22 protein-coding genes and 2 pseudogenes are annotated in these 25,657 nt (G+C 61.7%); 14 read left to right on the plus strand and 10 right to left on the minus strand.

Features of this window, described 5'->3' with window-relative positions:
* The first annotated feature begins 60 nt into the window (after positions 1-60).
* Positions 61-841 (plus strand): annotated as a pseudogene (locus tag GGR40_RS20015) (IS5 family transposase).
* A gap of 96 nt (positions 842-937) precedes the next feature.
* On the opposite strand, the gene GGR40_RS20020 reads toward GGR40_RS20015, so the two are convergent.
* Both GGR40_RS20020 and GGR40_RS20025 read right to left on the minus strand, forming a co-directional pair.
* Positions 938-1,684, minus strand: coding sequence for a tetratricopeptide repeat protein (locus GGR40_RS20020; RefSeq protein ID WP_429278016.1), 747 nt, complete (start codon positions 1,682-1,684; stop codon positions 938-940).
* 126 nt (positions 1,685-1,810) lie between these two features.
* Positions 1,811-2,206: a GNAT family N-acetyltransferase gene (locus tag GGR40_RS20025; RefSeq protein ID WP_429278017.1), complete on the minus strand. Its 396-nt coding sequence runs from the start codon at positions 2,204-2,206 to the stop codon at positions 1,811-1,813.
* 203 nt (positions 2,207-2,409) lie between these two features.
* Between GGR40_RS20025 and GGR40_RS20030 the strand changes: the two are divergent.
* The 10 genes and pseudogenes from GGR40_RS20030 to GGR40_RS20075 all read left to right on the plus strand — a co-directional run.
* Positions 2,410-2,689: pseudogene (locus GGR40_RS20030) on the plus strand (site-specific integrase); the annotation flags it as partial.
* A 186-nt stretch (positions 2,690-2,875) separates the two neighbouring features.
* Complete coding sequence (locus GGR40_RS20035) at positions 2,876-3,532, plus strand: RNA polymerase sigma factor (protein WP_429278018.1); 657 nt, start codon at positions 2,876-2,878, stop codon at positions 3,530-3,532.
* Positions 3,526-4,506, plus strand: coding sequence for a FecR family protein (locus GGR40_RS20040; RefSeq protein ID WP_429278019.1), 981 nt, complete (start codon positions 3,526-3,528; stop codon positions 4,504-4,506). Before GGR40_RS20035 ends, GGR40_RS20040 begins: the two co-directional genes overlap by 7 nt.
* Before the next feature lie 122 nt (positions 4,507-4,628).
* The gene (locus tag GGR40_RS20045; RefSeq protein ID WP_429278020.1) at positions 4,629-7,682 is read left to right on the plus strand and encodes a TonB-dependent receptor; all 3,054 of its coding nucleotides are present in this window, start codon (positions 4,629-4,631) and stop codon (positions 7,680-7,682) included.
* Between the two features lie 172 nt (positions 7,683-7,854).
* Positions 7,855-8,847 (plus strand): alpha/beta hydrolase, encoded by a 993-nt coding sequence (locus GGR40_RS20050; RefSeq protein ID WP_429278021.1) that lies wholly within the window; start codon positions 7,855-7,857, stop codon positions 8,845-8,847.
* Positions 8,844-9,944, plus strand: coding sequence for a pectinesterase family protein (locus GGR40_RS20055; protein ID WP_429278022.1), 1,101 nt, complete (start codon positions 8,844-8,846; stop codon positions 9,942-9,944). Before GGR40_RS20050 ends, GGR40_RS20055 begins: the two co-directional genes overlap by 4 nt.
* Before the next feature lie 588 nt (positions 9,945-10,532).
* Complete coding sequence (locus GGR40_RS20060) at positions 10,533-11,540, plus strand: S1/P1 nuclease (RefSeq protein WP_429278023.1); 1,008 nt, start codon at positions 10,533-10,535, stop codon at positions 11,538-11,540.
* A 30-nt stretch (positions 11,541-11,570) separates the two neighbouring features.
* Positions 11,571-13,370, plus strand: coding sequence for a patatin-like phospholipase domain-containing protein (locus tag GGR40_RS20065; RefSeq protein ID WP_429278024.1), 1,800 nt, complete (start codon positions 11,571-11,573; stop codon positions 13,368-13,370).
* Between the two features lie 220 nt (positions 13,371-13,590).
* Positions 13,591-14,202, plus strand: coding sequence for a hypothetical protein (locus GGR40_RS20070; protein WP_429278025.1), 612 nt, complete (start codon positions 13,591-13,593; stop codon positions 14,200-14,202).
* Positions 14,112-15,026, plus strand: coding sequence for a LytR/AlgR family response regulator transcription factor (locus GGR40_RS20075; protein WP_429278026.1), 915 nt, complete (start codon positions 14,112-14,114; stop codon positions 15,024-15,026). The genes GGR40_RS20070 and GGR40_RS20075 overlap by 91 nt, the downstream gene beginning before the upstream one ends.
* 157 nt (positions 15,027-15,183) lie before the next feature.
* Here the strand turns inward: GGR40_RS20075 and GGR40_RS20080 are convergent, their stop codons facing one another.
* The 6 genes from GGR40_RS20080 to GGR40_RS20105 form a co-directional block, all read right to left on the minus strand.
* Positions 15,184-15,507, minus strand: a complete 324-nt coding sequence (locus tag GGR40_RS20080) for a hypothetical protein (RefSeq protein ID WP_429278027.1) — start codon at positions 15,505-15,507, stop codon at positions 15,184-15,186.
* Between the two features lie 53 nt (positions 15,508-15,560).
* Complete coding sequence (locus GGR40_RS20085; RefSeq protein ID WP_429278028.1) at positions 15,561-17,141, minus strand: PepSY-associated TM helix domain-containing protein; 1,581 nt, start codon at positions 17,139-17,141, stop codon at positions 15,561-15,563.
* Positions 17,138-17,431: a hypothetical protein gene (locus GGR40_RS20090; RefSeq protein ID WP_429278029.1), complete on the minus strand. Its 294-nt coding sequence runs from the start codon at positions 17,429-17,431 to the stop codon at positions 17,138-17,140. The genes GGR40_RS20085 and GGR40_RS20090 overlap by 4 nt, the downstream gene beginning before the upstream one ends.
* Complete coding sequence (locus GGR40_RS20095; protein ID WP_429278030.1) at positions 17,428-17,715, minus strand: hypothetical protein; 288 nt, start codon at positions 17,713-17,715, stop codon at positions 17,428-17,430. Before GGR40_RS20095 ends, GGR40_RS20090 begins: the two co-directional genes overlap by 4 nt.
* A gap of 52 nt (positions 17,716-17,767) precedes the next feature.
* The gene (locus GGR40_RS20100; protein ID WP_429278031.1) at positions 17,768-19,894 is read right to left on the minus strand and encodes a TonB-dependent siderophore receptor; all 2,127 of its coding nucleotides are present in this window, start codon (positions 19,892-19,894) and stop codon (positions 17,768-17,770) included.
* Between the two features lie 285 nt (positions 19,895-20,179).
* The gene (locus GGR40_RS20105) at positions 20,180-21,100 is read right to left on the minus strand and encodes a helix-turn-helix transcriptional regulator (protein WP_429278032.1); all 921 of its coding nucleotides are present in this window, start codon (positions 21,098-21,100) and stop codon (positions 20,180-20,182) included.
* A gap of 319 nt (positions 21,101-21,419) precedes the next feature.
* Here GGR40_RS20105 and GGR40_RS20110 point away from each other — a divergent pair, with 319 nt between their 5' ends.
* Positions 21,420-21,968, plus strand: a complete 549-nt coding sequence (locus GGR40_RS20110) for a hypothetical protein (RefSeq protein ID WP_429278033.1) — start codon at positions 21,420-21,422, stop codon at positions 21,966-21,968.
* A gap of 557 nt (positions 21,969-22,525) precedes the next feature.
* Positions 22,526-22,813 carry a hypothetical protein gene (locus GGR40_RS20115; RefSeq protein WP_429278034.1) on the plus strand — a complete coding sequence of 96 codons (288 nt, stop codon included), beginning with the start codon at positions 22,526-22,528 and terminating at the stop codon, positions 22,811-22,813.
* Positions 22,814-22,845: 32 nt separating this feature from the next.
* On the opposite strand, the gene GGR40_RS20120 is transcribed toward GGR40_RS20115, so the two are convergent.
* Positions 22,846-23,415 (minus strand): hypothetical protein, encoded by a 570-nt coding sequence (locus GGR40_RS20120; RefSeq protein WP_429278035.1) that lies wholly within the window; start codon positions 23,413-23,415, stop codon positions 22,846-22,848.
* A gap of 174 nt (positions 23,416-23,589) precedes the next feature.
* Between GGR40_RS20120 and GGR40_RS20125 the strand changes: the two genes are divergently transcribed.
* Entirely contained in the window at positions 23,590-24,678 is a 1,089-nt protein-coding gene (locus GGR40_RS20125) for an IS5 family transposase (RefSeq protein WP_429278038.1), read from the plus strand.
* Positions 24,679-24,888: 210 nt separating this feature from the next.
* Here GGR40_RS20125 and GGR40_RS20130 read toward each other — a convergent pair whose 3' ends face one another.
* Positions 24,889-25,494, minus strand: coding sequence for a hypothetical protein (locus GGR40_RS20130; protein ID WP_429278036.1), 606 nt, complete (start codon positions 25,492-25,494; stop codon positions 24,889-24,891).
* Positions 25,495-25,657 lie beyond the last annotated feature (163 nt).

Raw genomic sequence — 25,657 nt, forward strand, 5'->3', positions numbered from 1 at the left:
CAAAGTGGATTCCCAAACAGGCTGACTTCTGATTCAAAGCTGCTCTTTGCGGGAGTGGCAATGGCTCGGGGTGATTTGACGGACGAGGAATGGGAAGTGATCGCGGGACTGCTGCCATCGGAGCGTGGCCGCAAATCCCGCCCAGCTCATGATAACCGGCGCTATCTTAACGGAATGCTGCACGTGTTGCGGGTTGGCTGTCCGTGGCGCGACATGCATGAACGCTATGGCCTTTGGAACTCGGTCTATGTGCGCTTTCGGCGCTGGGCCGAGCAAGGCGTGTGGGATGCGATCCTTGCGACGCTGGTCGAATTGGGACTGACGGATGACTGGCAGCACATGATCGACAGCACCACAGTTCGCGGCCATGTTTCGGCGGTGGGCGGAAAAGGGGGGCTTCTGCGCAGGCTTTTGGTCGATCACGCGGCGGCTTTACGTGCAAGGTCCACGCCCGCTGCGACAATCAGGGACGCCCTCTCGGCTTCATCCTGACCGGTGGAGAAGCGTCGGACTATGGCGCGGTCGATCGCTGATGGCAATCCCTGTCACCAAGCCAAAGGCTCTACTCGCCGACAAAGGCTATGACGGCGACGCTGTTCGCGAAAACCTGCTGATGCGCGGCATATTGCCGATCATCCCGCCCAAGGCGAACCGGCGCCAACCCATCCCCTGCGATTTCCGTCGCTATTGTGACCGCAACCGCATCGAGCGCATGTTCGGCCAGCTTAAGCAGTTCCGCCGCATCGCCACCCGATATGACAAAACCGCCCTGTCATTCGCCAGCTTCCTGAACCTGGCTGCAATCCGCAAGTGGTTGCCGAACTTTGTCAACGCGGCCTAGAGAATTGACCGCTATCAGGCAACTTCACTCAGGCTTCCAACGGCAACCAAGGGGCGGAAGCCGCCGTTCGGCTAGCGCCCCTAAGCGGAACTCCGACTATTGAGTGATGCCAATATCTTCAAAGCTGGCTGCGACGTGATGTTTCGCCCGGATCGCGGTCTCTATGTCGTTTTGGCCTCTCGCGTCTCCCAAACGTATGCGGGCGATACCGCGTCCATATGCGGCATCGGCGAGCATCGGATGAGATTGGAATTTCTTATCGCCTAGCGCTTCATTAAAATCACGCAGCGATTGATCAAACAACCCTAATTGCAGTTCAACCATTCCACGAAATACAAGCGTGTAGCCCTGTCTATTCGCTGCCAACGCTGCATCGCAAACTTTCAGAGCGTTGTTGAGGTCTAGTCCATGAGCCGCGCGTGCCCAGCATGCCGTGTTTGAAAGCGACTTATCCTCAGGATGCCTCGTGACATTGTCATCATAGAACGCGAGAGCCGCTTCGGGGTGACCGGCAGCGGCATCAACCCATAAACTCTGCTCCATGATGTCCGCAGCCGAACGGCCGGAATGGATGAGAGCATCCTTGATATAATTTGCTGATTGTTCGTCGGTGACCGCCAATTTCAAATCATGCCAACTTAGCGCGTAGTATGGCTGGCTTTTTACCACTTGTATAACATGGTTCAGCGCGTCTTGTTTTTGCCGCGCGATAGCAATCTCCTGACCCGCGACACTTGTGACTGCAAGGCATGCAATCGTAAAAGCGACTGCCAAACCCCAAGGCTTGATGGACATTCTGAATACCTTATCTGCCGTATTCACGCACATTGGCTTGTAACCCATGATGTCGTCAACGTCGCCTTTCCACCCCTCCCGGTCATCAGGCGATGGCAAGCCGATCGCTGGAAGCGGAATGACAGCCTTGCAAGATTTTAATCGGCAAACCGGTACAGCGGGAAGCGCCCCCTTTTAGCCGTTACAGATTGCTCGCACGCCGTCCGAAACTGCCGGAGCCCGCTTTGACATCTGTCGTCGCTCGGCGGTTTCAGTCTCGACGATGAAACCTTCCCGTCGATAAAATGCGTCCGCAGGGTTTGTGGTGAGAACACTCAGCTTAATAGGTAAGCCTCTCGCGTTCGCTTCCTTTAACTTCATTTCAAGCACGGCAGCGCCAAAGCCCTGTCTTTGGAACGGAGTATCAATATAGAGCTTCGCGATAAAAAGATGATCAGGCTGCCAATTTACAGCAACGCAGCCGATACGGACGCCATCGCATTCTACTACCTGATGGTTTGTCAAATCAAACGTTTCGATTGTCGAGCTTGGCTTCCAGCTTCCCCAGAGCGCTTCTGCGTACTCACGCATGCAAATCTCCTCCAACTGGAGGAGATAACTGCCATCCCCGACTATGGCAGTCCGCAATGTGACACGCGTATCCGAGCCCATGCGCTCATCGTAGCAGGTATTTGGGGTGTGTGTAGTAGCGGCTGATCCCGAGACCCGCCAGGCAGAAGCCCACCCCTCTCGGCTATCAGGCGACGGCAAGCCGGTGCTTGGAAGCGGAATGACGCCTTGCAAGATTCGAACTGCTGCCGGATGCTCGGGCGAGCCTGCTGGCTTGGCTGGATCGGCGCGGCGCGGCGCCACGGTGGAGGATTATGTCCTTCCCAGCAGGGTAGATCATAACGGGCATCTCAGCACCCGCCGGTACGCGCGGCTTGTCGACGAAGGGGTGACAGGTGTCGGTCTCATGCGAAGCGCGTATGGCACGCACTCGCTCCACGAACGAAGGCGTCGATAATCTACAGGGCCACCACCAACCTTCGCGCCGTCCAAATCCTCCTCGGCCCGAGAGCCCGGCACGGTCCGACGATGGCCGCCAGCTCCCTGCCACCCGGTCAGTCCATGCAGGGCTGCGCGAGAAGGCAACGTCGGTTTGTCCTTGCATCGCGGTCCATCGAAAATCGCGTCCCGGGCACCGCGCCGGGCCTTCCACAAAAAAATCTGGCGAAGGCGGAAGGAAAGTTCCACGACATGTCTCTTGCAGGAGAGAACGGGAGTTCAATCCCGGCGATGGAGGATGTCACGCCAGGAGAGGCAGACGTAGCAGGGGCAGGCGGCGAGCCAGCCCGACGGCGCCGGATCGCGGTCTGGGTTGCGCGCGAGATCGTGCCGCATGAAGCGCGGATCCGGCGCTGGCTCGCGCGTTCACGCCTTTCGCCTGAGGATATCGACGAGGTCATGCAGGAAGCCTACTGCCGGATAGCCATGCTTCCCTCGGTGGAGCACATCGACCAGCCGGTCGCCTATATGTCGGCGATCGCGCGCAACCTCATGCTGCGTCGCCTCAAGCGCCAGCAGGTGGTCGTTTTCGAGGCCGTCAGCGAGATCGACACATGGCGCGACGAGATGCCCTCTCCCGAGGAGCAGGCGGCCAGCCGTATGAGCTACGAGCGCGTGCTGGCCATCATCGGCACCCTGCCGGAACGCTGCCGCCGCGTGGTGGAACTGCGCAAGATCGAAGGCTGGTCGCAAAAGGAGATCGCCGCCAAGCTCGGCATCACGGAAAAGGCCGTCGAGAAGCAGGTCTGGACAGGCGTGCGCGCCATTCGCGAAGCGTGGCTTCGCGCAGAGGCGCTGAGCGAGGACAAAGTGCTCGCAGCCGAAGCGCGGGAGGCTCGCCGGTGGTGACGCCTGCTATGGAAAGCCTGCGGAACGAGGCGGCGCAGTTCGTCGCGCGCATGGACAAAGACGTCTGGAGCGCAACTGACGAAGCCGAACTGCAGGCATGGCTGGAGGTCGATCCGCTGCGTCAGGGCGTGCTGCTCCAGGTGCAGGCCCACTGGCTGGCGCTGGCACCCCAGGCGCAGCAGGCAGAGGGAGAAGTCGGCGGATGGGCCGAATGCGACGAGGCGCAAACGCCCTCCGCCCCCCAGTGGGGGCGGCGCGGGGTAATGGCCGGGTTGGCGGCCTCGGCAGCTCTGGCTTTCGCGGGCTGGCGCTGGACGCAGACTCCGGCGGCATACACCACCCGTCTCGGGGAAATCCGGCGCCTGCCACTCTCCGATGGTTCGGTGATGACGATGAATTCCGGCAGCGACCTGACCGTCACGATGGCCCAGCAGTCGCGCCGGATCGAACTGACCCAGGGCGAGGCATGGTTCGAGGTCGCCAAAGATGCCAGCCGCCCGTTCGTCGTCGCCTCGGGAGACGTACGGGTGCGCGCGGTGGGTACCGCCTTCTCGGTGCGGCGGCGCGAGACGGGGGTGGAGATCCTCGTCACGGAAGGCGTGGTGGAAACATGGGCCGAGGGCGACCGCGATTTGCGCATGCGGCTCGAGGCCGGCGACCGGGCGATGATGAGCGCTCATGCCGTGATGGACTATGAGGCCGGCCGATCCTCCTCGGTCGACCGGGCGCTCGCATGGCGCAGCGGCATGATCGATCTCGACGGGCGAACGCTCTACGATGCTGCGGACGAGTTCAATCGCTACAACAGCCGCCAGATCATCATTGCCGACCCACGCGTTGCGCGCGAGCGCCTGGACGGGCTGTTCCGGGTGAATGACCCAGAAGGCTTTGCCACCGCCGTGCAGGCGAGCCTTGGGGCATCTATAGACACCAGCAACCCGGCCTTGATCCGGATCGGTGGCGGCGGGGATTAAGCCACCAGGACAGCGTGACCCCTTTTTCCGGTTTTTTGTGCCACCCGGAAGGATTTCACGCCAGCAGGTCTCTTGGAAAATACAGGCGGGAAAAAGACCGTCGAACAGGGGAATTGGGAGGGATGATGAAGAATTCCACTTTGCGGGGCGCTTTGTTCACGTCTGCGGCGATCGTCTGCACGATATCGTCACCCGTGCAGGCCGCCGCCCAGACGCGCCAGTTCGCGATCGAGGCGCAGCCGGCCGAAACCGCGATCACGCAGCTCGGCCGGCAGGGCGATGTCCAGATCATCGCCGCGCGGCGCCTGACCCAGACGGTTCGCACCAACGCCGTGCGGGGCGAGATGAGCGTCGATGAAGCGCTGTCCCGTCTGCTCGCCGGTACGCGTCTTGTCGCGAGGCGCACGGGGCCGGGGTCCTATGCTGTCGTTGCGCGTGCCGGAACGGGCGCATCCACCGCGGTTTCGGCGACCGTGCCCCGCGCCGTGACGCTGACCAGCCTCACCACGGCATCCGCCGCGCAGGACAACATCGGCTCCAATGCCCGCAGCGACAGTCCCCCCGAAACGCCGGACGAACCTGCCAATGGCACGGAAATCCTCGTCACCGGCTTTCGGGGCAGCCTTGCCAAGGCGCAAGACCTCAAGCGCCGCGCAGTAAATCTCACCGAAAGCATCATGGCCGAGGACATGGCCAAGATGCCCGACCTCAACTTGTCGGAATCGATCCAGCGCCTGCCCGGCGTCGCAATTTCACGCGAGGGCGGCGAAGGCCGCAACATCACGCTGCGCGGTTTCTCCCCCGATTTCACCCGCACGACGCTCAACGGCATGGAAGTGCCCGCCAGCAGCGACGGCCTCGATTCGGGTGGTTTCACCATCAACGCCGGTCGCGCCTTCGATTTCCACGTCTTCGCGTCCGAACTGTTCAACCGCATCGACGTGCAGAAGACCCAGCGCGCTTCCATCGAGGAAGGCGGCATCGCCGGTACGGTCGATCTCTATTCCGCCAAGCCGTTCGACTTCAGCGGCTTCCACTTCGTCGGATCCGCGCTCGGCGGCTATAATACAATGACCCGCAAGGTCGATCCGCGCGCCACGGTCATGATTTCGGACACTTTCGCGGACGACAGGATCGGCGTGCTGTTCTCCGCCGCCTATTCCAAGCGCACGGTCTATCAGGAAGGCTTCTCCAGCGTGCGCTGGACGTCGCCTTACGTGAACGGCGACAGCTGGGCAGATACCAGTCCCGCAGTGACCGGGACGCCCGAAGACTGCGGCGCAGCCGACCGGCTCGACTGTCTGTGGGCCCCGCGCCTCCCGCGCGCCGATTTCTTCGGCAATGACCAGAAGCGCCTTGGCCTGACAGGATCGATCCAGGCGAGACCAGTGGAGGGGCTGACGCTCAGCTTCGACGCGCTCTACTCACAGCTCGACAGTGACCGGTACAGCTACAATTCGATGGAATGGCTGCTGACGCATGGCAGTCCGGGCAACTTCGTGGGCCAGACCCCGCTGTCGTTTACCGTCGCGCCCGATGGCAAGCAGCTGGTCGCCGCGGCATTCGACGATGTGACCTCATGGTACGAAAGCCGTCACCAGACCTCGACCTCCAAGTTCCGCCAGTTCGTGTTGTCCGGCGATTACGAGGTGACGAGCGCCCTCAAGATCGACGCGATGGTCGGCAAGGCGCGCGACACCGCCGACCGCTCCGAGCTGCGCTTCTATGCGCGTTCCGTCCCGCATTACTATGCCTATGACTATTCGGGCAGCAAGGACGTGGCGCAAGTCGATTACGGCAGTTACGATCCGAACGATCCTGACAATTTCATCAATGCGACAACACCTGCCAATCGTCTCAATAATGTCGTGAAGGACAATGTCACCGCCAAGGCGAACGCCACGTTCACCAAGGGCCGCTTCACTGCGCAGGCGGGCTTCGCCTACAACCGCCGCCTCGTGCGCTATTCCGAAGCGCAGGGCGATCTGCCCACGTTCGATCCATCGCGCTATCTGACCAGCTTCCCTTACGCGCACTTCGGCAGTGGCGTGGTTTCAGGCGGGCTGCCGACGTTTGCGGTCATGGACTTTGACGCGATCGGCTCCTCGGGCCTGGTTTCGGGAAACTACACGACCAACGTCGCCGCAGGGTGGCAGGTGGTGGAGAAGACCACCGGCGGATACGGTGAAGTCACCGGCGAGATCGACATCGGATCGATGACCCTGCGGCTTGATGGAGGCGCCCGGTGGGTGCGGACGGATGTGGAATCGAGCGCGGTGATCTCCGGCTCGCCGGTCCAGGTCAAGCGTCACTACGACAACTTCCTGCCCTCGTTCAACGCGGCGCTGAACATCACGCCCGACCTCGTGGCCCGGTTCGCCTATGCCCGGTCGATGACCAGGCCTGGCCTGGCCTCACTGAACATCGCAGCGCCGGTGTTCGAATATACGACGCGCACCGTCAGCAACCTGGGCAACCCCGCCCTCAAGCCCTACCTCTCGAACGACTTCGATCTCGGGTTCGAATGGTACTTCAGCAAAGGCGGCCTGTTCGCCGTGGGCGTGTTCAAGAAGAACATCATCAGCTCGCTGACGACCTCGGTGGTGCAGCAGTCGGTTCCACAGGAGTACTGGGCCGCGATCTACGCCGATCCCCGCTACGATGCGTCCTATCAGGCGGACCCGGCGACGGCGCAGTACACGTTCTACAGCACCGTCAATTCCCCTGATGGCAATAGCGTCAAAGGGCTGGAGGCCACGCTCAACGTGCCGTTCACGTTTCTGCCAGGAGCACTGTCATACTTCGGCATCGCATCGAACTACACGCATGTCTCTGCACGCGATTCCACCGGACTGTCGCCTAATTCGTACAACTTCACGGCCTACTATGACACCGGTGACCTGGGGGTAAGACTGTCGGTCAACAAGCGCGACGACTACCTGCTCAGCGCGCCGGGGGGCAACGGCCACATCCAGGAACGCAAGTACGGTCCGACGCAAGTGGACTTCTCTGCCTATTACAACCTGACCAAGCGCATCAGCATCAACCTTCAGGGGATCAACATCACCAACGAGAAGGAGCGCATCTATGGCACCGGTGACGGCACGCAGTACCTGGTGCGCGAATTCTCAAGGACCGGGGCGCAGTGGTTCGTGGGTGCCCGCTACCAGTTCTGATAACCTTGAAGGGCCGTCGCCAACCCCTCCGGAGGCGGCCCTCTTTTTCTTTGGGGAAGGCATTGCAGTGACGCCAGCGAAGCGCGCGGTGCGATCTTTCGCACCCTGTCCAGTCAAGCCCGGTCTGGTCAAGTGCCGCCTGGTCAAGCCGGGCCTGGTCAGGCTGTGTCTGATGGCGTTCTGGCTGATCGCCCTGAGCCTGTCAGCGCTCGGCCTGACAGTTCCGGGCCGGGCAACGGCGCGCGAAGTGGATGACGGCTACACCATCGCCCAGCGCTTCGCACAGTACAGGGACAAGTATCCCGGCATCGCCTGGCCCGCCGTGCAGTGGCGAGAGGGCCAGGCGGTTCTCTTCGATCGTCCTTACAAGACCGTCGACGGACGCGATCTGCATGTCGACGTCTTCCGTCCGGCCCAGTCGCTCGGGCCGTCGCTCGGGCAGCCGCTCGGGCAGGCGATCGTGCTCGTGCATGGCGGCGGCTGGCGCGCTGGCGACAAGTCGCACTTCTACGCTCTGGCCGCCCTCCTCGCGCAGCGTGGCTATACGGTGTTCCTCCCCGAATTTCGCCTCTCCCTCGAAGCGGCCTATCCGGCTGGTATGACCGACATCGCCGACAGCCTCGCCTTCGCGCACGACCACGCGGCGCAATTCGGCATCGATCCTGAGCGCATCGCGGTAGGTGGCGCTTCGTCAGGCGGACAGATGGCCGCCCTGCTCGCGTATGCCGGACCATCCGGGCTGTTCGGGCCGGGTGGTCCGCGCACCGCAAACGCGCTGATCGATCTCGACGGCGTGCTCGATCTCACGACACCCGTTGCCTTGGCGTTCGAGAACGCCGCTGGCGACGCTTCCCCCGCCGCGCGTTGGCTGGGCGGCTCCTACGAACATGCTCCGGACCGGTGGCGCGAGGCGAGTGCGGCGACCCATGTCGGTCCCGGCTCGGCGCCAACGCTGATCGTCTCCAGCGGCATCGCGCGCTTTACCGAAGGCAAGGACGCGGTGATCGCCGCGCTCAGGCGCCAGGCCATCCCATACCGGTTCCACGCTTTTGCGGACGCGCCGCACGATTTCTGGCTCTTCAATCCCTGGCTTGCGCAAGTGGCAGGCGAAATAGACGCATTTCTCCTGAGCCTTCCTCAACCCGTAAAAGGCGGTTCGCGATGAAGTCCCTTGCCCTGGCTGGTGCCCTGTTGGCGCCCGCCACCGTTTATGCCGCGCCCGACGCGTATACGGTACAGCCTTCCTGCGACCAAAGCGCCCTGCCCTGCTACACCGCTATCCAGCCGGCACTGGACGCGGCCGCACGGGATACCTCGCCGCAATGGATCACGATCCATGTCGCGCCCGGCGACTATGCGGAAAAGCCCGTCGTCGCACGCAGCCGCATCCGTCTGATGGGCAGCGGCATCAAACGCACGCGCCTCCACTTCGGCGCCGTGGCACAGACCGCGGGCAGCTATCATCGCGCCGGATGGGGGACGCCGGGATCCGCCACGCTGACGATCAATGCAACAGATGTGATCGTCTCCAGCCTCACGGTAGAAAATACGTACGATTACCTCGCCAACGATCGGCTGAGCGAACCTGCGCGCATTCGAAATCCGCAGGCGCTGGCCGTGTTGCTCGATATCGCCAGCGACCGTGTCCGGCTCGATCGCGTGGCCCTGCTGGGGTATCAGGACACGCTTTTTGCCAATGGCGGGCGGGCGCTCGTGCGCCGAAGCCTGATCGCAGGCAATATCGACTTCATCTTCGGCAACGGCCAGCTTCTGATCGAAGACAGCGAGATTCGCTCCAGGCAACGCAGCGAACCATATGTGACGGGCACGATCCAGTCGTTCATTGCCGCACCTTCCACGCCGCTCTCGCAGCAAAATGGCATCGTCATCTATCGCTCACGGCTGACGCGCGAGGACGGGGTTCCGGACGGCGCTGTGGCACTTGCCCGGCCATGGCACCCCACTACCCGCTTCGCGGACGGTCGTTACGCAGATCCCGCCGCTGTGGGGCAGGCCCTGTTCATCGACTGCTATATGGACAGTCACATCCATCCCGATCACTGGACCACGATGAACGGTACGGCGAGGGACGGAACCGCGACACAGGTCTTCTACCCAAAAGATTCGCGCTTCTTCGAATCCGGATCCTTCGGCCCAGGGGCCAAGGCGCGCGATACTGGCATGACCTGGAAGCCCACAAGGACCATATCGCAAATCCGGCGCCAGATCGCGGGTTGGGCTGCTGTTGAACCACGCGACTGATCCTGCTTCTGATCCGGCAGGAGGGCAGCGCGCATCACCCACGCAAAAGCCCTGCGGATCGCGCGTGCTCGAAAGGACGGCTAAACGGCCAGGAGGGGGCTCCTGTCGGGACTGCGCCTGCCAAACGGGCGTGGGAGGCCCCCGGGGCCGGCGCTGGCGCCCGCGCCGAAGAGTGCCCGCTGCACGCAACCAGCGCCCTGGCCGACAACCCCGGAACAGTTGCACGGGTGGGGCCGGTTGAACTGACGTCAGGGCGCATGTACTTCCGGCTGGCCGACAGGTTTATGTCACGGACACGCAAAACAAGGCCGATCCGGCGCGAACTCTCACGGGAAGACTTATGCTCTGCACGCCCTGGGTTACGCGTTTGCAAAGCGCGACGGGTTCTATCCAGCCTGCGCAGAGTGGCGCGATGCACCAGCGTGCAGGTCTCGCCAACGGCACGACATTGCAGTCGTGTGACACTCTGGGCCCGCTATAAAGGTCCAGTTTGTCGCGAAAAATGCGAATATAGGGCATATTCGCGGATGTCCCGGAAGTCCTTCATAGTATATGTTCGTTCGATCTCGCTCGTTCGGGAGGCAATCGATGCGACATATACTCGCTTTTTCTGCAGTGCTCCTGGTTCTGATGGTTTTCGGTGTCCCCCATCCTGCCAGGGCCTGGGGAACTAACGGTCATCTGACGATATGCGACCTTGCCTATCGCAACTTCACCGCCACGACGCGGGCGAGCGTCGCATCACTGCTGCACTCCAGAACCGGGGGTATCACCGTGAAGGGTCGCGGCAAGATGGCGGACCGTCGCTACACCGCGTTCAACCTGGGCTGTCTGGAGGAGGACAAGCTCCCTCGCCGCAACCCGGACGACCACTTCATCAATGTGCCGCGCGAGACCGATGTCATTCCGGATGCATGCCTGGGCGAGAGCAGTTGCATTTTGTCCGGTATCTCGCGCGACATCGGCATTCTTCAGGACGCGAGCCGTACGGACGAGGCGCGCGTCTTCGCTCTGATGGCGCTCGGCCACTGGATCGGTGACATCCACCAGCCGCTGCATGTCTCCTTCGCCGATGACAGGGGGGGCAACGGCATTGACGCGAAACTCGCCGGGCGCTGCGGCCGATCCTCCTATTCGGTCAAGAACCTCCATGGCGTGTGGGATGCCTGCCTTCTTGAAGCCGGACTCTTCGAGAAGGTCCGCAAGCGGGCTGATTTCAAACGCACCTGGAGCAAGACCACGATAACGTACAGGGCCGTCGATACGCTTCAGGCCAACACGTCTCTTGAGGAGGAACGGCGGATCGTGGCCGGGAACCCGCAGACGTGGGCGCAGGAATCCTTCGCCATCGCCCTCGATCCTCAGGTCCTCTACTGCACGCGGCAAGGCTCCACCTGCCGATACAGCCAGGACAGGGTCGAATTGACGGGCCGCGACAAGCGCCGGCAGCTCATCGATCAGGCCTATCTCGCCAGGTTCGCGCCGGTAGCTGAGAACAGGGTTCGTCTCGCCGGTTTCCGGCTCGCCCACCTCGTCAACACTGCGCTCGACCCCGACTATCGAGGCCCGGTGCGCAATTCGACGCAGGCCGATTGACGTAGCCACAACGATTGCGGGGGATCACCCATGACAAAGACTGAACTGCCGACCTTCGAGCGGGACGACTTCATCCTCGACCATCCGCCGGAATGCGACATGATAATGGCGGGAGGGGTCAGTTCCGGCGTGGTCTATCCCTATGCCGTTCTGCAGATTGCCACGAAGTACCGGCTGCGTTCCATTGGCGGTACTTCGGCCGGGGCGATCGCCGCGGCATTTGCTGCAGCCGCCGAATATGGCCGCAGGAACGGGCGCCCGGAAGCCTTCCTCGTCCTGAAGAAGTACTGCGACGAACTGCCCGAGAGGCTGTCGTCCCTGTTCCAGCCGCAGCCGCAGCTGGCGGACGTGTTCACGACCGCCAAGGGGGTCATCAACAACAAAAGCCTTCTGCGCATATTCGCTGGTGCCAAGGTGCCTTTCGCTGCGGGTTCGGTCGCAGGGTTCCTGACCGGTCTCACGTCCGCCATGCTCCTCGATCCGACCTGGTATGGCGGGGTATCCGGCTCCGTCCTGGGATGTGTGCTGGGCGGGGCAGGTGCAACCTACGCATGGGGCCGCTCGCGCCTGATAGACCCGCTCGCCAGGGCAGTGAAGGATCTGACGAAGGGCGGATTCGGCTTCTGCACGGGCTCGACGGTGCCTGAACTTCCAGAGCGGCCCAGCGACGCCGATCTGGCCCGACTGGGCCTCACCGACTGGATGCACCGGGCGCTGCAGGAGATCGCGTTCGGCGACCCGGACCATTTCCGCCCGCTGACTTTCGGCAATCTGCGCGGCGCTGATCCCGACCATCCCGACATCGATCTCAAGGTGGTAACCACCAATCTGTCCATGGAGCGGCCCCACACGCTGCCAAGGCTGAACCTCTCGGCCGGGTTCAAGGAGGACGAATGGCGGCGGCTCTTTCCCAAACCGGTCATGGACTATCTCTGCCAGGGTGGCGGGTCCAGAAGCTGGCGGCTGAAGGACGCCTGGGCGTTCCCATCTGAGGCGTCGCTGCCGGTGCTCGTCGCGATCCGTATGAGCCTGAGCTTCCCCGTGCTCTTCACCACCGTGCCGGTCTACATCTACGACACGGCGCTGCCGCGGCTGATGACCAATCTGGGCGGCATCGCTCGCCGCCGCTTCGTGAAGGCGCACTTCTCCGACGGCGGATTGAGCAGCAATTTTCCGATCCACATGTTCGACTCGCTCCTGCCGGGGCGGCCGACTTTCGCCTTCAGCATCGACGACCTGCCAGTGACCGAGGAGGAAGTGAGCCAGCGCGTGATGCTGCCGACGAGCGCGCGAGATGGCTTTGGCGTGCACGTAAAGCCCATCGCGGGCTTCGGGAAGTTCGGCGGCCAGATATTCCATTCAGCGAAGAACTGGCAGGATGCGCTGATGTCCGAGATGACCGGTCAGCGCGAGCGGATCGCGCGCATCTACCTCACGAAGAAGGAGGGCGGGCTCAACCTCGACATGGACGCGGCCACCTCGCGCCAGCTCATGATGTGGGGGTATGAGGCCGGCTGCAAATTCACCGACGGCACTTTCAGTTTCGATGAGCACCGGTGGCGCCGCATGCTCGTGCTCTACTCCCGGCTGCGGGAAAGCCTGGACAGGGTAGACCAGGTCTGGGACGGCGGTTTCAAGGCCTGGTTCGACCAGTATGCCCGTGATCCAGGTTCGTTCAGGTCGCTGACGCCGGCGGAACGCCGGCGCATCGGCGACGCCCTGGACACCCTGCTCGGAAGCTGGGACGAACTTGGAAAGGCACCGATCGTCAACGCGCGCGACAAGCTGCCAAGACGGGCCGGCCGGCTGAAAATCGTCCCGGATTACTGATCCGATCGTTGTCCAACCCCTGTCGCAATCTTCTGCTGTGCTTTTCGTTTCGATCCACGCCCGTCGGACCCCGCGGCGGACGTCCCTGACATACGCGTTTCATCCCTACCGGGTCGGCCAGAGAAGCCGGCTGTGTTTTATCAGGCGCATGTTCAGTGTGATACACATAGCCCTCGTCATTCATATCGCGTCGGGGATCGGCGCGCTTGCCGCTGGAAGCATGAGCCTGATCGCGATGAAGGGATCTGCGCGCCACAGGCTGTGGGGACGGCAGTTCAGCGCATGCATGGCGGTCGTGCTGGCGTCTGCGGTGTTCCTCACGGTGCTGGCTGTCAATCCGTACTTCGCGGCTCTGACGCTGTCCGCCACGCTGGGCGTGTTTTCTGGTATCCGCGTCCTGCAGCGCAAGCGGCCGGACCGGGACGTGGCTGACCGACCAGCTACGCTGGATTGGGCGGTCACGGTGACGATACTGATGCTCTCGCTTGCGCTTTTGACCTATACTGCGGCGGGCGGTGTCCCTCGCCGGCAACCGATCATCTACGGGCTGACCGGGGCCACGATCCTCTATGCGGGATATGATGTGCTGCGGTTCGTGCATCCCGCAAAATGGCCTTTTTTTCCAAGGCTCTGGTTCTATGAGCATCTGGTCAAGATGCTGGGCGCCTTCGCGGCGGTCCTGTCGGCATTCAGCGGCAGCGTCCTCACCTTCATACCTGTACCCGAACCCTGGAAGCAATTGTGGCCGACCATTCTGTTCTACCTGATCACCATCGCCATGATTGTGCGGCATGCGAGGAAAGCGAGGCTGCCGGTGCAGGACGACGCTTAGGCGCCGGCGCTTCGATCGGTGCCTGTCTCTACATCCTGGCTGTCACAGGTGCATGCACGGTCATTGGCCTCGCACATCCTTCCCTCCCGCTTTTGACGCCTTTGCTTTGGCAGGCGTTGTCGTTCGGCACCTGGATACCGATCGCCTGGCTGCTCTCCTATATGGCCCGCTCGCATCGGTCCGGAAGGCGCACCGTTGCTCGCACGCTTGCGCTGGGGGCGATCGTGATCCCGCTGCAGGCCTTGCTTACGATCCTGCTCGACGCCGCGTTTTCGCCCACAACGGGTCACTCCCTCCTTGCCCGGTGGATCGCCCGGTTGCCGGTGAGTATCGCGCTTTATACCGGCATAATGGCAATCGTCGCGGCACTCGCCTGGCGCGCACAAGCTGCGGCCGAACGGCGCCGCAATGCCAGGATGCAACATGCCCTCGCAGTTGCTCGATCCAGAACGCCGCAATCCCTGGGCGCATCCGAACCGCAGACACGAGCCACCCGCCTGCTTGTCTCGGTCGGCAGCCACCAGGTCCCTGTCGACACCAATGTGGTGGAGTGGTTTGGCTCCGCCGCAAACTATATCGTCGTGAACTGGGACGGGCGCGAAGGCCTCGTTCGAAGAACGCTTCGAGCGATGGAAGAGGAGCTTGATGCCACCATATTCGCGCGGTGCCACCGAACAGCCATCGTGAACCTTGCGATGGTGCTTCACGCCACTTCGCTCTCCGACGGATCATGGCGCCTGACGATGCGGAGCGGATCGGAAATCGTCGTCAGCAGGACATATCGAGACACCATCCTCAGCCGCCTCGGCAGCGCAAAGCCGTGACGCCCGCCCCTCGTGTTCATGAAGCCGGGAATGGTCCGCTAACGCCGCCTGCCTTGCCGGCAATGGACAAGCCGCTCTCCTCCCCAAGGCACCAATGGACCGGATTATGCCTGTATCGACGGAGCTTTGGACAGTTCCATGCAGCGTTGGGCGGGGGTCAACATCGCGCTGCCCCGCGAACGCGGTGGGCATACAGGCTCAGCGGATAAAGACGCAGACGCATGGCAGTCAAAACCTTGGCACAGTTCTCGATGGCCAGAGCCAGACGTGGTGGCCCTGGCGACTTGCAACCGGGCGCAACCATACGCTGGGCGACCGCAAGCCATGAGAGAAGCACAAGCTCACCATCGCTCAGGTACGGTGTTCCCCCCGGCATGATCGGATAGCCTTCCTGTGCGGCCAGTATTCGCAACTGCGCAAAAAGGTCTGCGACATCGACGCTCCTTGCCATCTTTCCGCCGCCGCGCATCAGCGCGAGCACTTGACGCTCCACATGAGGGCGGCGGTTGAGTGAACGGGTCGTCGTTGCCGGCATCATGCGATGCCGGGTGTAGATGCAGACCAGACACTGTCCGTGGCAGCCGATCTGCCGCGTCGCCGCGCAGCCGCAGCGATGAACAGGAGGCCGAGCCCCAGCGCGGCGGCAGTTACATCCACCAGCAGCAGTTCGCCATGATCGTAAAGCGCCTTTCCGCCCAGCATGCTGGAGATGGGCACAAGCAGCATGGCGACAGCGCCCAGTAGCGAAAGTTCCGCCCCTGCCCTCGCCGCGCCGCGAACCAGCGCCCAGACTGTGAAAAGTGAAAACACCCCATAGTAGATGGCGCTATGCGTGCCATACGTTGCACTTCCGCCGAGCAGCTTGGCAGCGGCCAGTGTTACTGAAACGCCGGCAACGCAGCCCAGCGGAACCCCGACGGTAAGCGCCCCCAAAATCCGCGTGGCGCGGGTTTGCTGAACTGCGCCGGATTTGCGTTCCCGTTTCCGCCGCGATTCCACCCAGAGCAGGTTGCCGGTGTAGAACAGGAAGGCGCCGGTCAGCCCCAACAGGAAATAAGCCCAGCGGATCGGGTAGCCTCCGAAGCTGCCGAAGTGCAGCGTAAAAAACCCGGTCGTCGTAGCGGCCCAGCCATCCTGCATCCCCGGCATGAAGCTGCGATCGACGATCTCGGCGGTGTTCGGGTCCAGTCCGGCGATGCCGTAAGTCGGTCCGCGCTGGCCATGGCGCGGATCGCTGCCCTGCACGCGCAGCGCAGGCAGGATGCCGCCACCTTGCCCATAGACGATCTGGCTGGGCGTGAAGCCGGGCGCCTGCGCCTTCACCCGCTCGACGATCTGCATCGGCGTCAGCGCAGGCGGCGCGGTGTTCGCGGCTTCGGCGCGCATCACCGGGCGGCTTCTGGCAGCGACATCGGAAAAGGCAAAGCGCTGGGCGCCGTAGAACTCGTCGTGGAATGCGAAGACAACGGCGGTCAGCGCGATGATGATGTGGAACGGTAAGCTGAAGAACCCCAGCACGTTATGCACATCCAGCCACATGCGCTTCACATTCCTGCCGATGCGCAGCGCGAACAGATCGCTGACAAGGCTGGGCAACAGCACCGCAAGCCCGGACACCATCGCGATTACATAAAGCAGAGAGATCGCCCCCATGATCGGCATCGCGATCGCATGGGGGAGCGGCAGGCCAACCTGCTGATGCAGCACGTCGATGAAGTTCGCGACCTGCGATCGCTGCTGCTTTTCCACTTCTAGCGAACCGTCGGGCGCAAGCGAGGCGAAGTACGTCGCGCCGCCACCGTGTTCGCCGCGCTTGCCCCCGGGCGCCCGCCAGCTGACGCGGCCCGGATGCGCGGCATCGATGACGAGGTTCACTTCGTAGCCGCGCATCGCGCCGGGATATGTCTCTTTCACGCGCGCGACCAGTTCAGGGGTACGCTCCAGCGCGGGCGCGGGCGAGAGCGTGGAGGGCTGCGACGCCCAGCGCTGTAGCGGTTCCTCGAACATCGTGAGCGCGCCTGCGTAAAACGCAATGAACAGCGCGAGGCCGGCGATGATGCCGACCCAGCCGTGGATTTCCTTGTACATCCGCACGGCGTCGGTCGGCAGTTTCATGGTCGAAATTCTCCAAGGGCGAGCAGCGGCACCCACGCCGCAAGATTCGCCAGCGCTAGCCAGAGCCAGGCACGCAGACTTGATCGGAACAGGAATACGAAGCTGAGGATCAGCGGCCACGTCAGCGCCATCACCCACATGCCCAGTTGTCCCTTGCTGGAATAGTAGGCGTCCCCATATCCGGTGGCCCAGCGGAACAGTCCCGACAGCGCCAGCGCCAGAGTGAAGCCCAGAACGAGGGCCGCGCTGGTCTTGCCGAACCACTCACGGCTGGTAAGCGGGCGGCTCATGAACGGGCGCCCTTCTCGCCGCGCCACCACGCGATGGCGATCGGTACGATGGACCAGACCGTCATCAGCAGCGTCACGCCGATGAAGACAGCTGTGGCGGTGCCTGCCCAGGCGAGCAGCAGCGCCATGCCAGCAACCAGCAGTCCCGCGCCCGTTTTGCCCATCGTGCGCCCCGACGCAGGCAATCTGCCCCAGCGCTGATGCGGCGTTGCCAGATAAAGCGCCACTCCGGCCCAGGCGACGAGCACGCCGCCGCCGATGCCTGCGTATAGCTCCACTGTCACGACGGCCACCTTTCGGTGAGCGTCTCTTTACGCGTCGCGCTCAGGTTCAGTCTCACCACCGGACTTGCAGCCTTGCCGTCAAAGTGCGGCCTTCGCCGTAGTAACAGGCGGACAGCGCGATGCAGGTGGCAACATACCGCTTGTTGGCGATGTTACGCCCGTTGAGCGATATCGACGCGCCTTCCAGCGCGGGGTCCAGCCTGCCCAGATCGAACCGGGCGAACAGATCGAACAAGGTGTAATCGGGGATGGCAAGGTTGGCAGCGTTGGTGTTGTCGCCAAAGCTCCTTCCGGTATAACGCGCGCCTCCGCCGAAACTCAGACCGTTCTCCAGCTTCTGGCTGATCAGCACAGACGCCATCCAGTCCGGCACGGCAGCAAGGTTCTTGCCCAGTTGGGTGACCGTGTTGGTCGCGGTGATTTCGCTATCGCTGCGGGTCACGCTGCCGACGATGGCCGTGCCGGTGGGGAGGGTCGCCTTGGCCTCGAACTCGATCCCCCGGATACGCACTTCGCCGGTCTGGACAAGGCAGTTGGCGTCGTCGCAGGCGTGACCGGGAACGGCGGCGAGTTCCTCAGTGCTGGCCGAAGTCGTGACGTTCTGCTGGGTGATCTGATAGGCCCCCAGCGTCAGGTAGATGCTGTCGCCATGCTGGTAACGCAGACCGCCTTCGAACTGCTGGCCGGTAGTGGGCTTGAAGACCGTGCCGGTCAGGTTCGTCGCGGGGTCGCTGACCTGTGGCTGGAAGCTCTCGGCGTAGCTGAAGTACGGTGCCAGACCGTTATCGAACAGATAGACCACACCGGCGCGCCAGGTGAAGGCATCGCTTTTCGATATGAAGCCGGTTTTCGCACGCGGGTTATACTGATCGTCCTTGTACCAGTCCTGCCGTCCGCTGACAGTCACGCGCAGGCGATCCAGCTTGATCTGGTCCTGCAGATAGAGGCCCGCCTGCGTGCTGACCGTTTCCACGAAGGACTGAGGAGCAAGACTTGCGGCAATGGTAGAAGCACCGCGCGATCGTGGGTTGTAGATATCCAGCAGCGGCAGCGTGGTGGTGACATAGCGGTAGTGCTCCCACTTGGTGTGGAAGTAGTCAAAGCCGCCAAGTACGGTATGCCCTACCGGTCCGGTGGCGAAGCGCGCCTCGATCTGGGTATCTGTGGAAACGCCGTCACTCTTGCCGTTGCCCTGCACCGCACGGCGCTGGATCGTCTGTCCGGCGATGCAGCCGCTGATGGTCGAGGGACAGGTCGTGAGGGTATCGCCCGTCAGCACCACTACGCGATAGAGGCTGTCGAGATGCGTGTAGCGCGTGTTGTTGCGCACCGTCAGCGCATCGTTGAAACGATGCTCGAAAAAGGATGCGGCGAGGTACTGGTTGCGATCGTAGGTGTTCCAGTCCGGCTCGCCCAGATTGTCGCCGAGCTTGATATAGTGCCCATTGCTCTTGCGCAGGGCGCCGGTGGCAGGAAGATACTGGAACGTCGCACCGCCCTCGTCGCGCTGGTACTGCCCGAGCAGGGTCCAGGTGGTGCGGTCCGTCGGCCGCCATGTCAGGCTGGGCGATACGTAGTAGCGGCCGATCTTCACGTCATCGACCTGGGTTTCGCCATAGCGGGCCAGCCCCACCAGACGCGCCGACAGAGTGGGCGTGACCGGGCCACTGATGTCGGCGGCGGCCTGCGTGTTCCATTTGCCAAGGTCGGTCATACCGATGCCCTGCAGCATGAATTCGGCCTGGAACTGCTGCGTCGGGCGCTTGGTCACGATGTTGACCATGCCGCCCGGGGCGCTCTGGCCATAAAGCGTGCCCGAAGGTCCCTTCAGCACTTCCACCTGCTGGATCGCGAAGGAATCGAACGATGTGCGCGTCCATTGCCCGCCGGCAGGAAGACGAATGCCGTCCACAAAGTTATTGTTGGATGAGAAACCGCCTGCCGCAAACCCGCGCACCGTCACTTCGTCCACGCGGCTGTCGAGACCCGACGGCGAGGCCTGAACGCCTGCGGTGTACGCCAGCGCATCCGAGATCGTCGGCGATGCGCGCATGTCCATTTCCTCGCGGCTGACGACGGAAATGCTCTGCGGGGATTCGATGATCGGCGTGTTGGTCTTGGTGGTCGATGTCGCCGAAGACTGGCCGGTCGCCGTCACCACGATGATGCGGTCGGCCATTTCGGTGTCATCCGCAGACTGCGCGTGAGCAATACCGGAAGGTCCCGCAAGCAAGGCTGCGCAGAGCAAGCAGTTTCTGGTCATGAAGTCCCTGTTCGTACCCTGTTCGACAATGAGGGGCCGGGCCCTGGCCGCAGGGCACCGTGCGATCGACGGCGTCCGCATGGGGTCGCCCTCAGGTGTGGAGATGATCATGTCGCCGTAAATGCGACCGGTTCTCATTATGATCGCGCGTTCATTGCAGCAACCGCGCAAGCTGTCGCGTTAGGCACGAATGCTGTCGCGTCAGGCAGAGCTTGCAGTCTGCCTGCTCATCGGAGGCCTGCCGAATTTGCGGCGATAGGCTGCAGAGAATGCAGAGGGGCTGGCGAACCCGACTTTGTAGCCCGCCTCGGCGGCGCCCAGTCCCTGCTCCTCTATCATGACCCGGGCCATCGCCATGCGCCTGTCGCGGACATAGCCGAACACGGTCGTACCGAAGGCCGCGCGAAATCCTTCCTGCAGCGAATTGCGATTGAGGCCGACCTGTCGGGCCAGCTCGATCGGGCCGGGCGGCGCCAGCAATGCATTATCCAGGATATGCCTGGCCTGTATGACGGCATCGTGATTGCGGGGGGGCCTGGCTTTGCCCTGCCTTCCACTCTGGCGGAACAGTCGCAGGCTTTGCAGCATCAGCTGCACCGTAACGGATTCGCGGAACAGCCGCCCCAAAGAGCCATGATAGCGCTCCTCGGCCAGCATCGTCGCCATTTGAACCATTGCCTCGTTGCGGTCGAGGTGATGACTGCGGAAGCCCGGCGCCATCAAGTGCTCCAAGGTTTCCACGTCGGGCGCGGACAACACATCGGCGTTGCGAGCGACGAAAAGAGATTTCATCCCGATCTCCACCCGGCGACATGCCTGCCCCGCGGTAAGGATCCGCGTGCACAGCCGTTGTTCGCCGACCCCTAGGATATGCGCCCGCTCCAACCGGCTGGCGACCGGTGGCTCGCCCGCTGCTTCGAACACACCGTTCTCCCCCGCCAACAGCACCGTGATGATCGCCGATGGCTCGACCGGCTGGGAAATCGCCGCGTCTGAGAGCGAGGACAGTTCGCACGCAGAGGCAAACAACCCCGGAGCGACGTCCTCCACCCAGAACCAGCCTTCGAAGGCACCTGCCATCTGCTGCCGGTGGCCCTGTGACGGGTCTGCAGACGCCAGCACTTTATGGACGGCTGCACGAACCAGTGCATCAGCCTCCAACCTGCCTTCTACGAAGTGCCCGGGTATCGCTCAGACTTTCTTCTAAAAAAACTGCTTATCCAGCGCCAATATGCGATTGCCAATCATTTGCAACCGTTGTGCCAGTGATCTGCGCCCGGGCAAGGCAAAGACGGGTGGACAGCGAACTGCGGGTTTTGACCCATACTTTCATAAGCGGACTTGCCCGCTCACGGCGTATTCGGTTTTGCCGGGCTGCAGTCTGTAGGTGGCGCTTGTCAGAAGTGTTGATGTGTGGCACCAGGAGAAGCATTGTGGTCTCATGATAGATCTGCTGCTCCTCGCCGCCGCTGGCTCTTTAAGCGCGTCAAAAAACCAACCGCTGTGCATACCGGTGGCGTCCGATAACCTTCAGGCGACAACCTCTGATATTGATGCGCACAAGAAGCTGCGACAGGCATTGGACGAGCCATTGCCCGACGAAACGCCGATGGTGATGCTTCATGGGAAAGGCGGGCATCTGGCGGAGGAGGAATACAGCATAGTCGTGGTCCGTGCGCCCGATGGACAATGGCATGGAACGGCGGTTGGCCGTCAACGGATCATGATAGTAGGGGCGCAGTTTACCCCCATGACGCGCGCAGCGTGGGTGCTCGACGATGCCAGCGGGAAACGCCTTTCAGAAGCAGTGTCTCGCACCTGCCCCTTCGACCGCACGAGAAGCGATGAAACTGGGGCGGTGCCGCCGCCCCCGCCTCTTGGCTATATTTCAGAGAAGATCGACGTGGTTTCGGAAAAGGGTGAACAGTATTCGTTCTACGTGAGCGAAGGCGGAGACGCTATCGCCGCTTTGATCCGCCCCGGACGCTGATGACCGCTATGGGGCAATTCCTGACTGGCTCGAATCCGGCATCCCTTGGGAGAAAGCTGTCGATCGGCTAGCGCCCCCTTGCAGTCATTCGCTTGGTCAGCCAGCATCGACCGCGTCTAAAAAAATGGAGCCCACATTGCGACTGCCAATCCGCAATTACCTCGCAACGCCGCTGACTATTTTCATTGAGCCGGCATGCGATCAATATGACGTTCCAGCGGGAGGCGAAGCCGTTGTAATCCTTGAAGACGGGCATCCACACTCAATCGACGTTCACCCGGACAACTGGATTTCGATCTGGAATGAAGGTCCGGCTTTAGCGGCAGTAGAGATATTTAACGAACACCAGTTCTCGAAGCCGAAGCGAGCAATTTAGTAGTTGTCGTGGAGCGGCGCTCGAAAAGCTGCCTGTCGCTTCACCACCCCCTCCGGTCATCAGGTGAAGGCAAGCCGGTCCTCGGAAGCGGAATGACCGCCTTGCAATAATTTAACCGGCAAAGCGGTCCAACGGGAAGCGCCCCTTTGCAGACGTTCAATGGTTGTGAGAAAATTGGGTGATGATGGTGATCCGCTACCGACTTTATCTGGCCAACAGGGCGTTTCCACTCGACGGCCTAGCGCTGGTCAACGAAATGCGAACGCAGCTAGTCCCTTGGATTGCACTGCCGCTGCTTTTATGGGGCGGATGCTGGCTCTTTTCAGTTTCCGATGAAGTCCAGCGCTGGGCGATGCGTATTGTAGTTGGCGTTGCAACCGTCGGGTCTGGCCTTGTCATGTGGGAGTTTTTTGTCGGACCGCTGTGCACCACCGTCTCCACAGCTTGGAAACGACGCGACCGGACGTAACTTTACGCCCCATTGCGGACGTTAGCTCCCAGTTATTGGGAGTGGCCGGTTATTCGGTAAGTCGCGGTTGCTAGGACTTGGACTCTATCCAGTAGCTGACCCGGCTGCTTCGCTCGGCTTATAACGATAGATAAGGCTGGGTCTTCCCGGTTGCGGAAAGCCGTGGTTGTCATGTCGCCCTTCGAACTGTTCGTTTGCGCTTCCCAACGGGCGTTGAACGCAGGCGAGGAAAGAACACTTTGGACGCTCGGTTGAAGGTCCGTCGCACCGCCACCTGTAATATGACACATCGGCAATTGGTCAGAGACTACAAGAACGTAGCCCGCAGTTGAAGTAGAGTTGATGCGCCAGTAACGGTTTGCTCTCCGCATTTCCTTCGGTGGAAGGTTGACTTCGCTGACCTGTGGCACAAGCCCCATCTGTTCTCCAAGGCCAACAGCTTTGATGAACGGGCCGGTGCCATCAGCCCAACTCGCCGGATTTAGCAACCATTCTTCACATCCACGGAGCGCGCCGTCGAAACCTCGCTCAAGGTTTGCATCGGCTTGAGCAGGCTGTGCAAAGGCGGTAGCGGCCAAGGTAGCAGGCAGGATGTAGCGCATGAACTGATTGCTACCTCAAGGAATGTCGCTTAACCACCCCTCCCGGTCATCAAATGACCCAAAGCGGCTCGCCGGAACCGGACTGGCAGGCTTGCCAAATGGACACTTCGAAAAACTCGTGGCGCTTGACGGCCTGAAGTGATTCACTGCCTTTGCGCGATAGCGGAGGCGATGATGGCAGGGCAGCCGGGTTTCTTCGATCTTTCGGACCGATATGAGGCGTTGAGCGCGGCGGGCGATCCGCTGGAACGTCTGGCGGCAGTCGTGGACTTCGAGGTTTTCCGGGGACCGCTGGTAGCGGCGCTGCGCCGTAGTCCTCGCTGCAAGGGTGGCCGCCCGCCGTTTGATCCGGTCCTCATGTTCAAGATCCTCGTGCTCCAGGCGCTCTATTCGCTTTCGGACGAAGCGACCGAGTTCCAGATCAAAGACCGCCTCTCTTTCCAGCGTTTTCTGGGGCTTGGCTTGGATGGCACCGTGCCCGATGCGACCACCGTGTGGCTGTTCCGGGAGCGTCTGGTGAAGGCCAAAGCGATTGACAGGCTATTTGCCCGCTTCGATGCCGCTCTCACAGACCGAGGGTACCTTGCCATGGGCGGGCAGATCATCGACGCGACCGTTGTGCCGGCTCCCAAGCAGCGGAATACCGAGGAGGAGAAGGCGGCCATTAGGGAGGGCCGGATACCCGAGCGCTGGAAGGATAACCCTGCGAAGATCCGGCAAAAGGATCGCGATGCCCGCTGGAGCGTCAAGTACACCAAGGCAAAGATCAAGGAAGGCGCGGACCCCAAGGCCTTCAGGCCGGTCGATCTGGCCATTCCGATGTTCGGCTACAAGAACCATATCGGCATCGATAGGGCGCATGGTCTGATCCGCACCTGGGATGCCAGCGCCGCCAATGCCCACGATGGCGCAAGGCTGCCAACGCTGATCAGCCCGGACAACACGGCCGCGGGGGTATGGGCCGATACGGCCTACCGCTCGAAGAAGAACGAAGCCTTTCTCGCCAAGGGCATGTTCACCAGCCACATCCACCAGCGAAAGCCGCACCGCCGAGCGATGCCTGAGCGTATTGCACGCGCCAATGCCAGGCGGTCGGCGGTCCGCTCTGCCGTCGAGCACGTCTTTGCCGGGCAAAAGCACCGCATGGGGCTGGTGGTGCGCACTATCGGTATTGCTCGTGCCCGCATTAAGATCGGCATGACCAACCTTGCCTATAACTTCCAGCGCCTGGCCTGGCTCGAGGGGCGAATTGCGCCCGCGTGACGCCAAAGACGGCCCGCGCAGCCGCCTCCGCAGCAAAAATCAGCAGATTACCACCGAAACCAAGGCTCATATGCCGCTCGGGAGTCTTCACGCCTCAATCATGCCGAAATCAGACGGTTCTTCGAGGTGTCCAAATTTTAACCGGCAAACCAGTCCAGCGGCTAGCGCCCCATATCCGACATCCGTTGATGAAGCCAACTCGCTCGACAATTATGGTTTGTCGCCAACCATCATAGGCGATGCGCCGGAAAGGTAATCGGCGAGCGGCATTGCAGCCGTCCCAATAAGTAACTTGTCGATGACGCTAGGATCGCGCGTAACAACAAGGTCGAGAGGCATTGCACCTTGATCAATGATCATACGATTGCCGTCCAGCCCGGTGAACAATAGACCTTTAGCCACAAAACATGAATGGTCCGCTCCATCCGGCACTTGACCAAACTGTTGAGCTTCATCGCTCTCGGCCCATTTCTCAGGCATAGCTTCGAGAGAAATGGTCCAGTCTCGTGTCCAGAGAACATCGACTATCCAATTTGAAAACGGCCAAGATGTGGCACGAATTTTTGCTTCATTTACGTGCGGGGTAATAGCGTCATCGTTCGTATCACTAATCCCGAGCGTAAAAACTTCAAACTTGAAAACAATTCCTCGACAATCGCTAGTAACAAGTAAGCCCGGCTGATCACCTCGCCAGAGCCACACGCCTGCCGAACGTCCGAAGCCGTCATTCCAAATTGTAATCGCCGTCAGCATCGTCGCGAGCGATTCAAGATCGCGTTTGGAGGCGCTAATTCGCTGCGGTTCGACGTTGATCATACTTCAATGGTAGCTCACGCTGTGAAGCCGTCAATTTCGAAAGCACGCGCAAGATTGGAGTGGCAGCAATCCACCGAGGCTGTGTGAGAACGCGTTGTTTGTTTTTGATTAGCAGGCGCACGTAGGCTCCTTGGGTTCAGCCTCTCATCGCCACGATCATCTT

The sequence above is a fragment of the Novosphingobium gossypii genome (assembly GCF_050433305.1).
Taxonomy (GTDB): Bacteria; Pseudomonadota; Alphaproteobacteria; order Sphingomonadales; family Sphingomonadaceae; genus Novosphingobium; species Novosphingobium gossypii.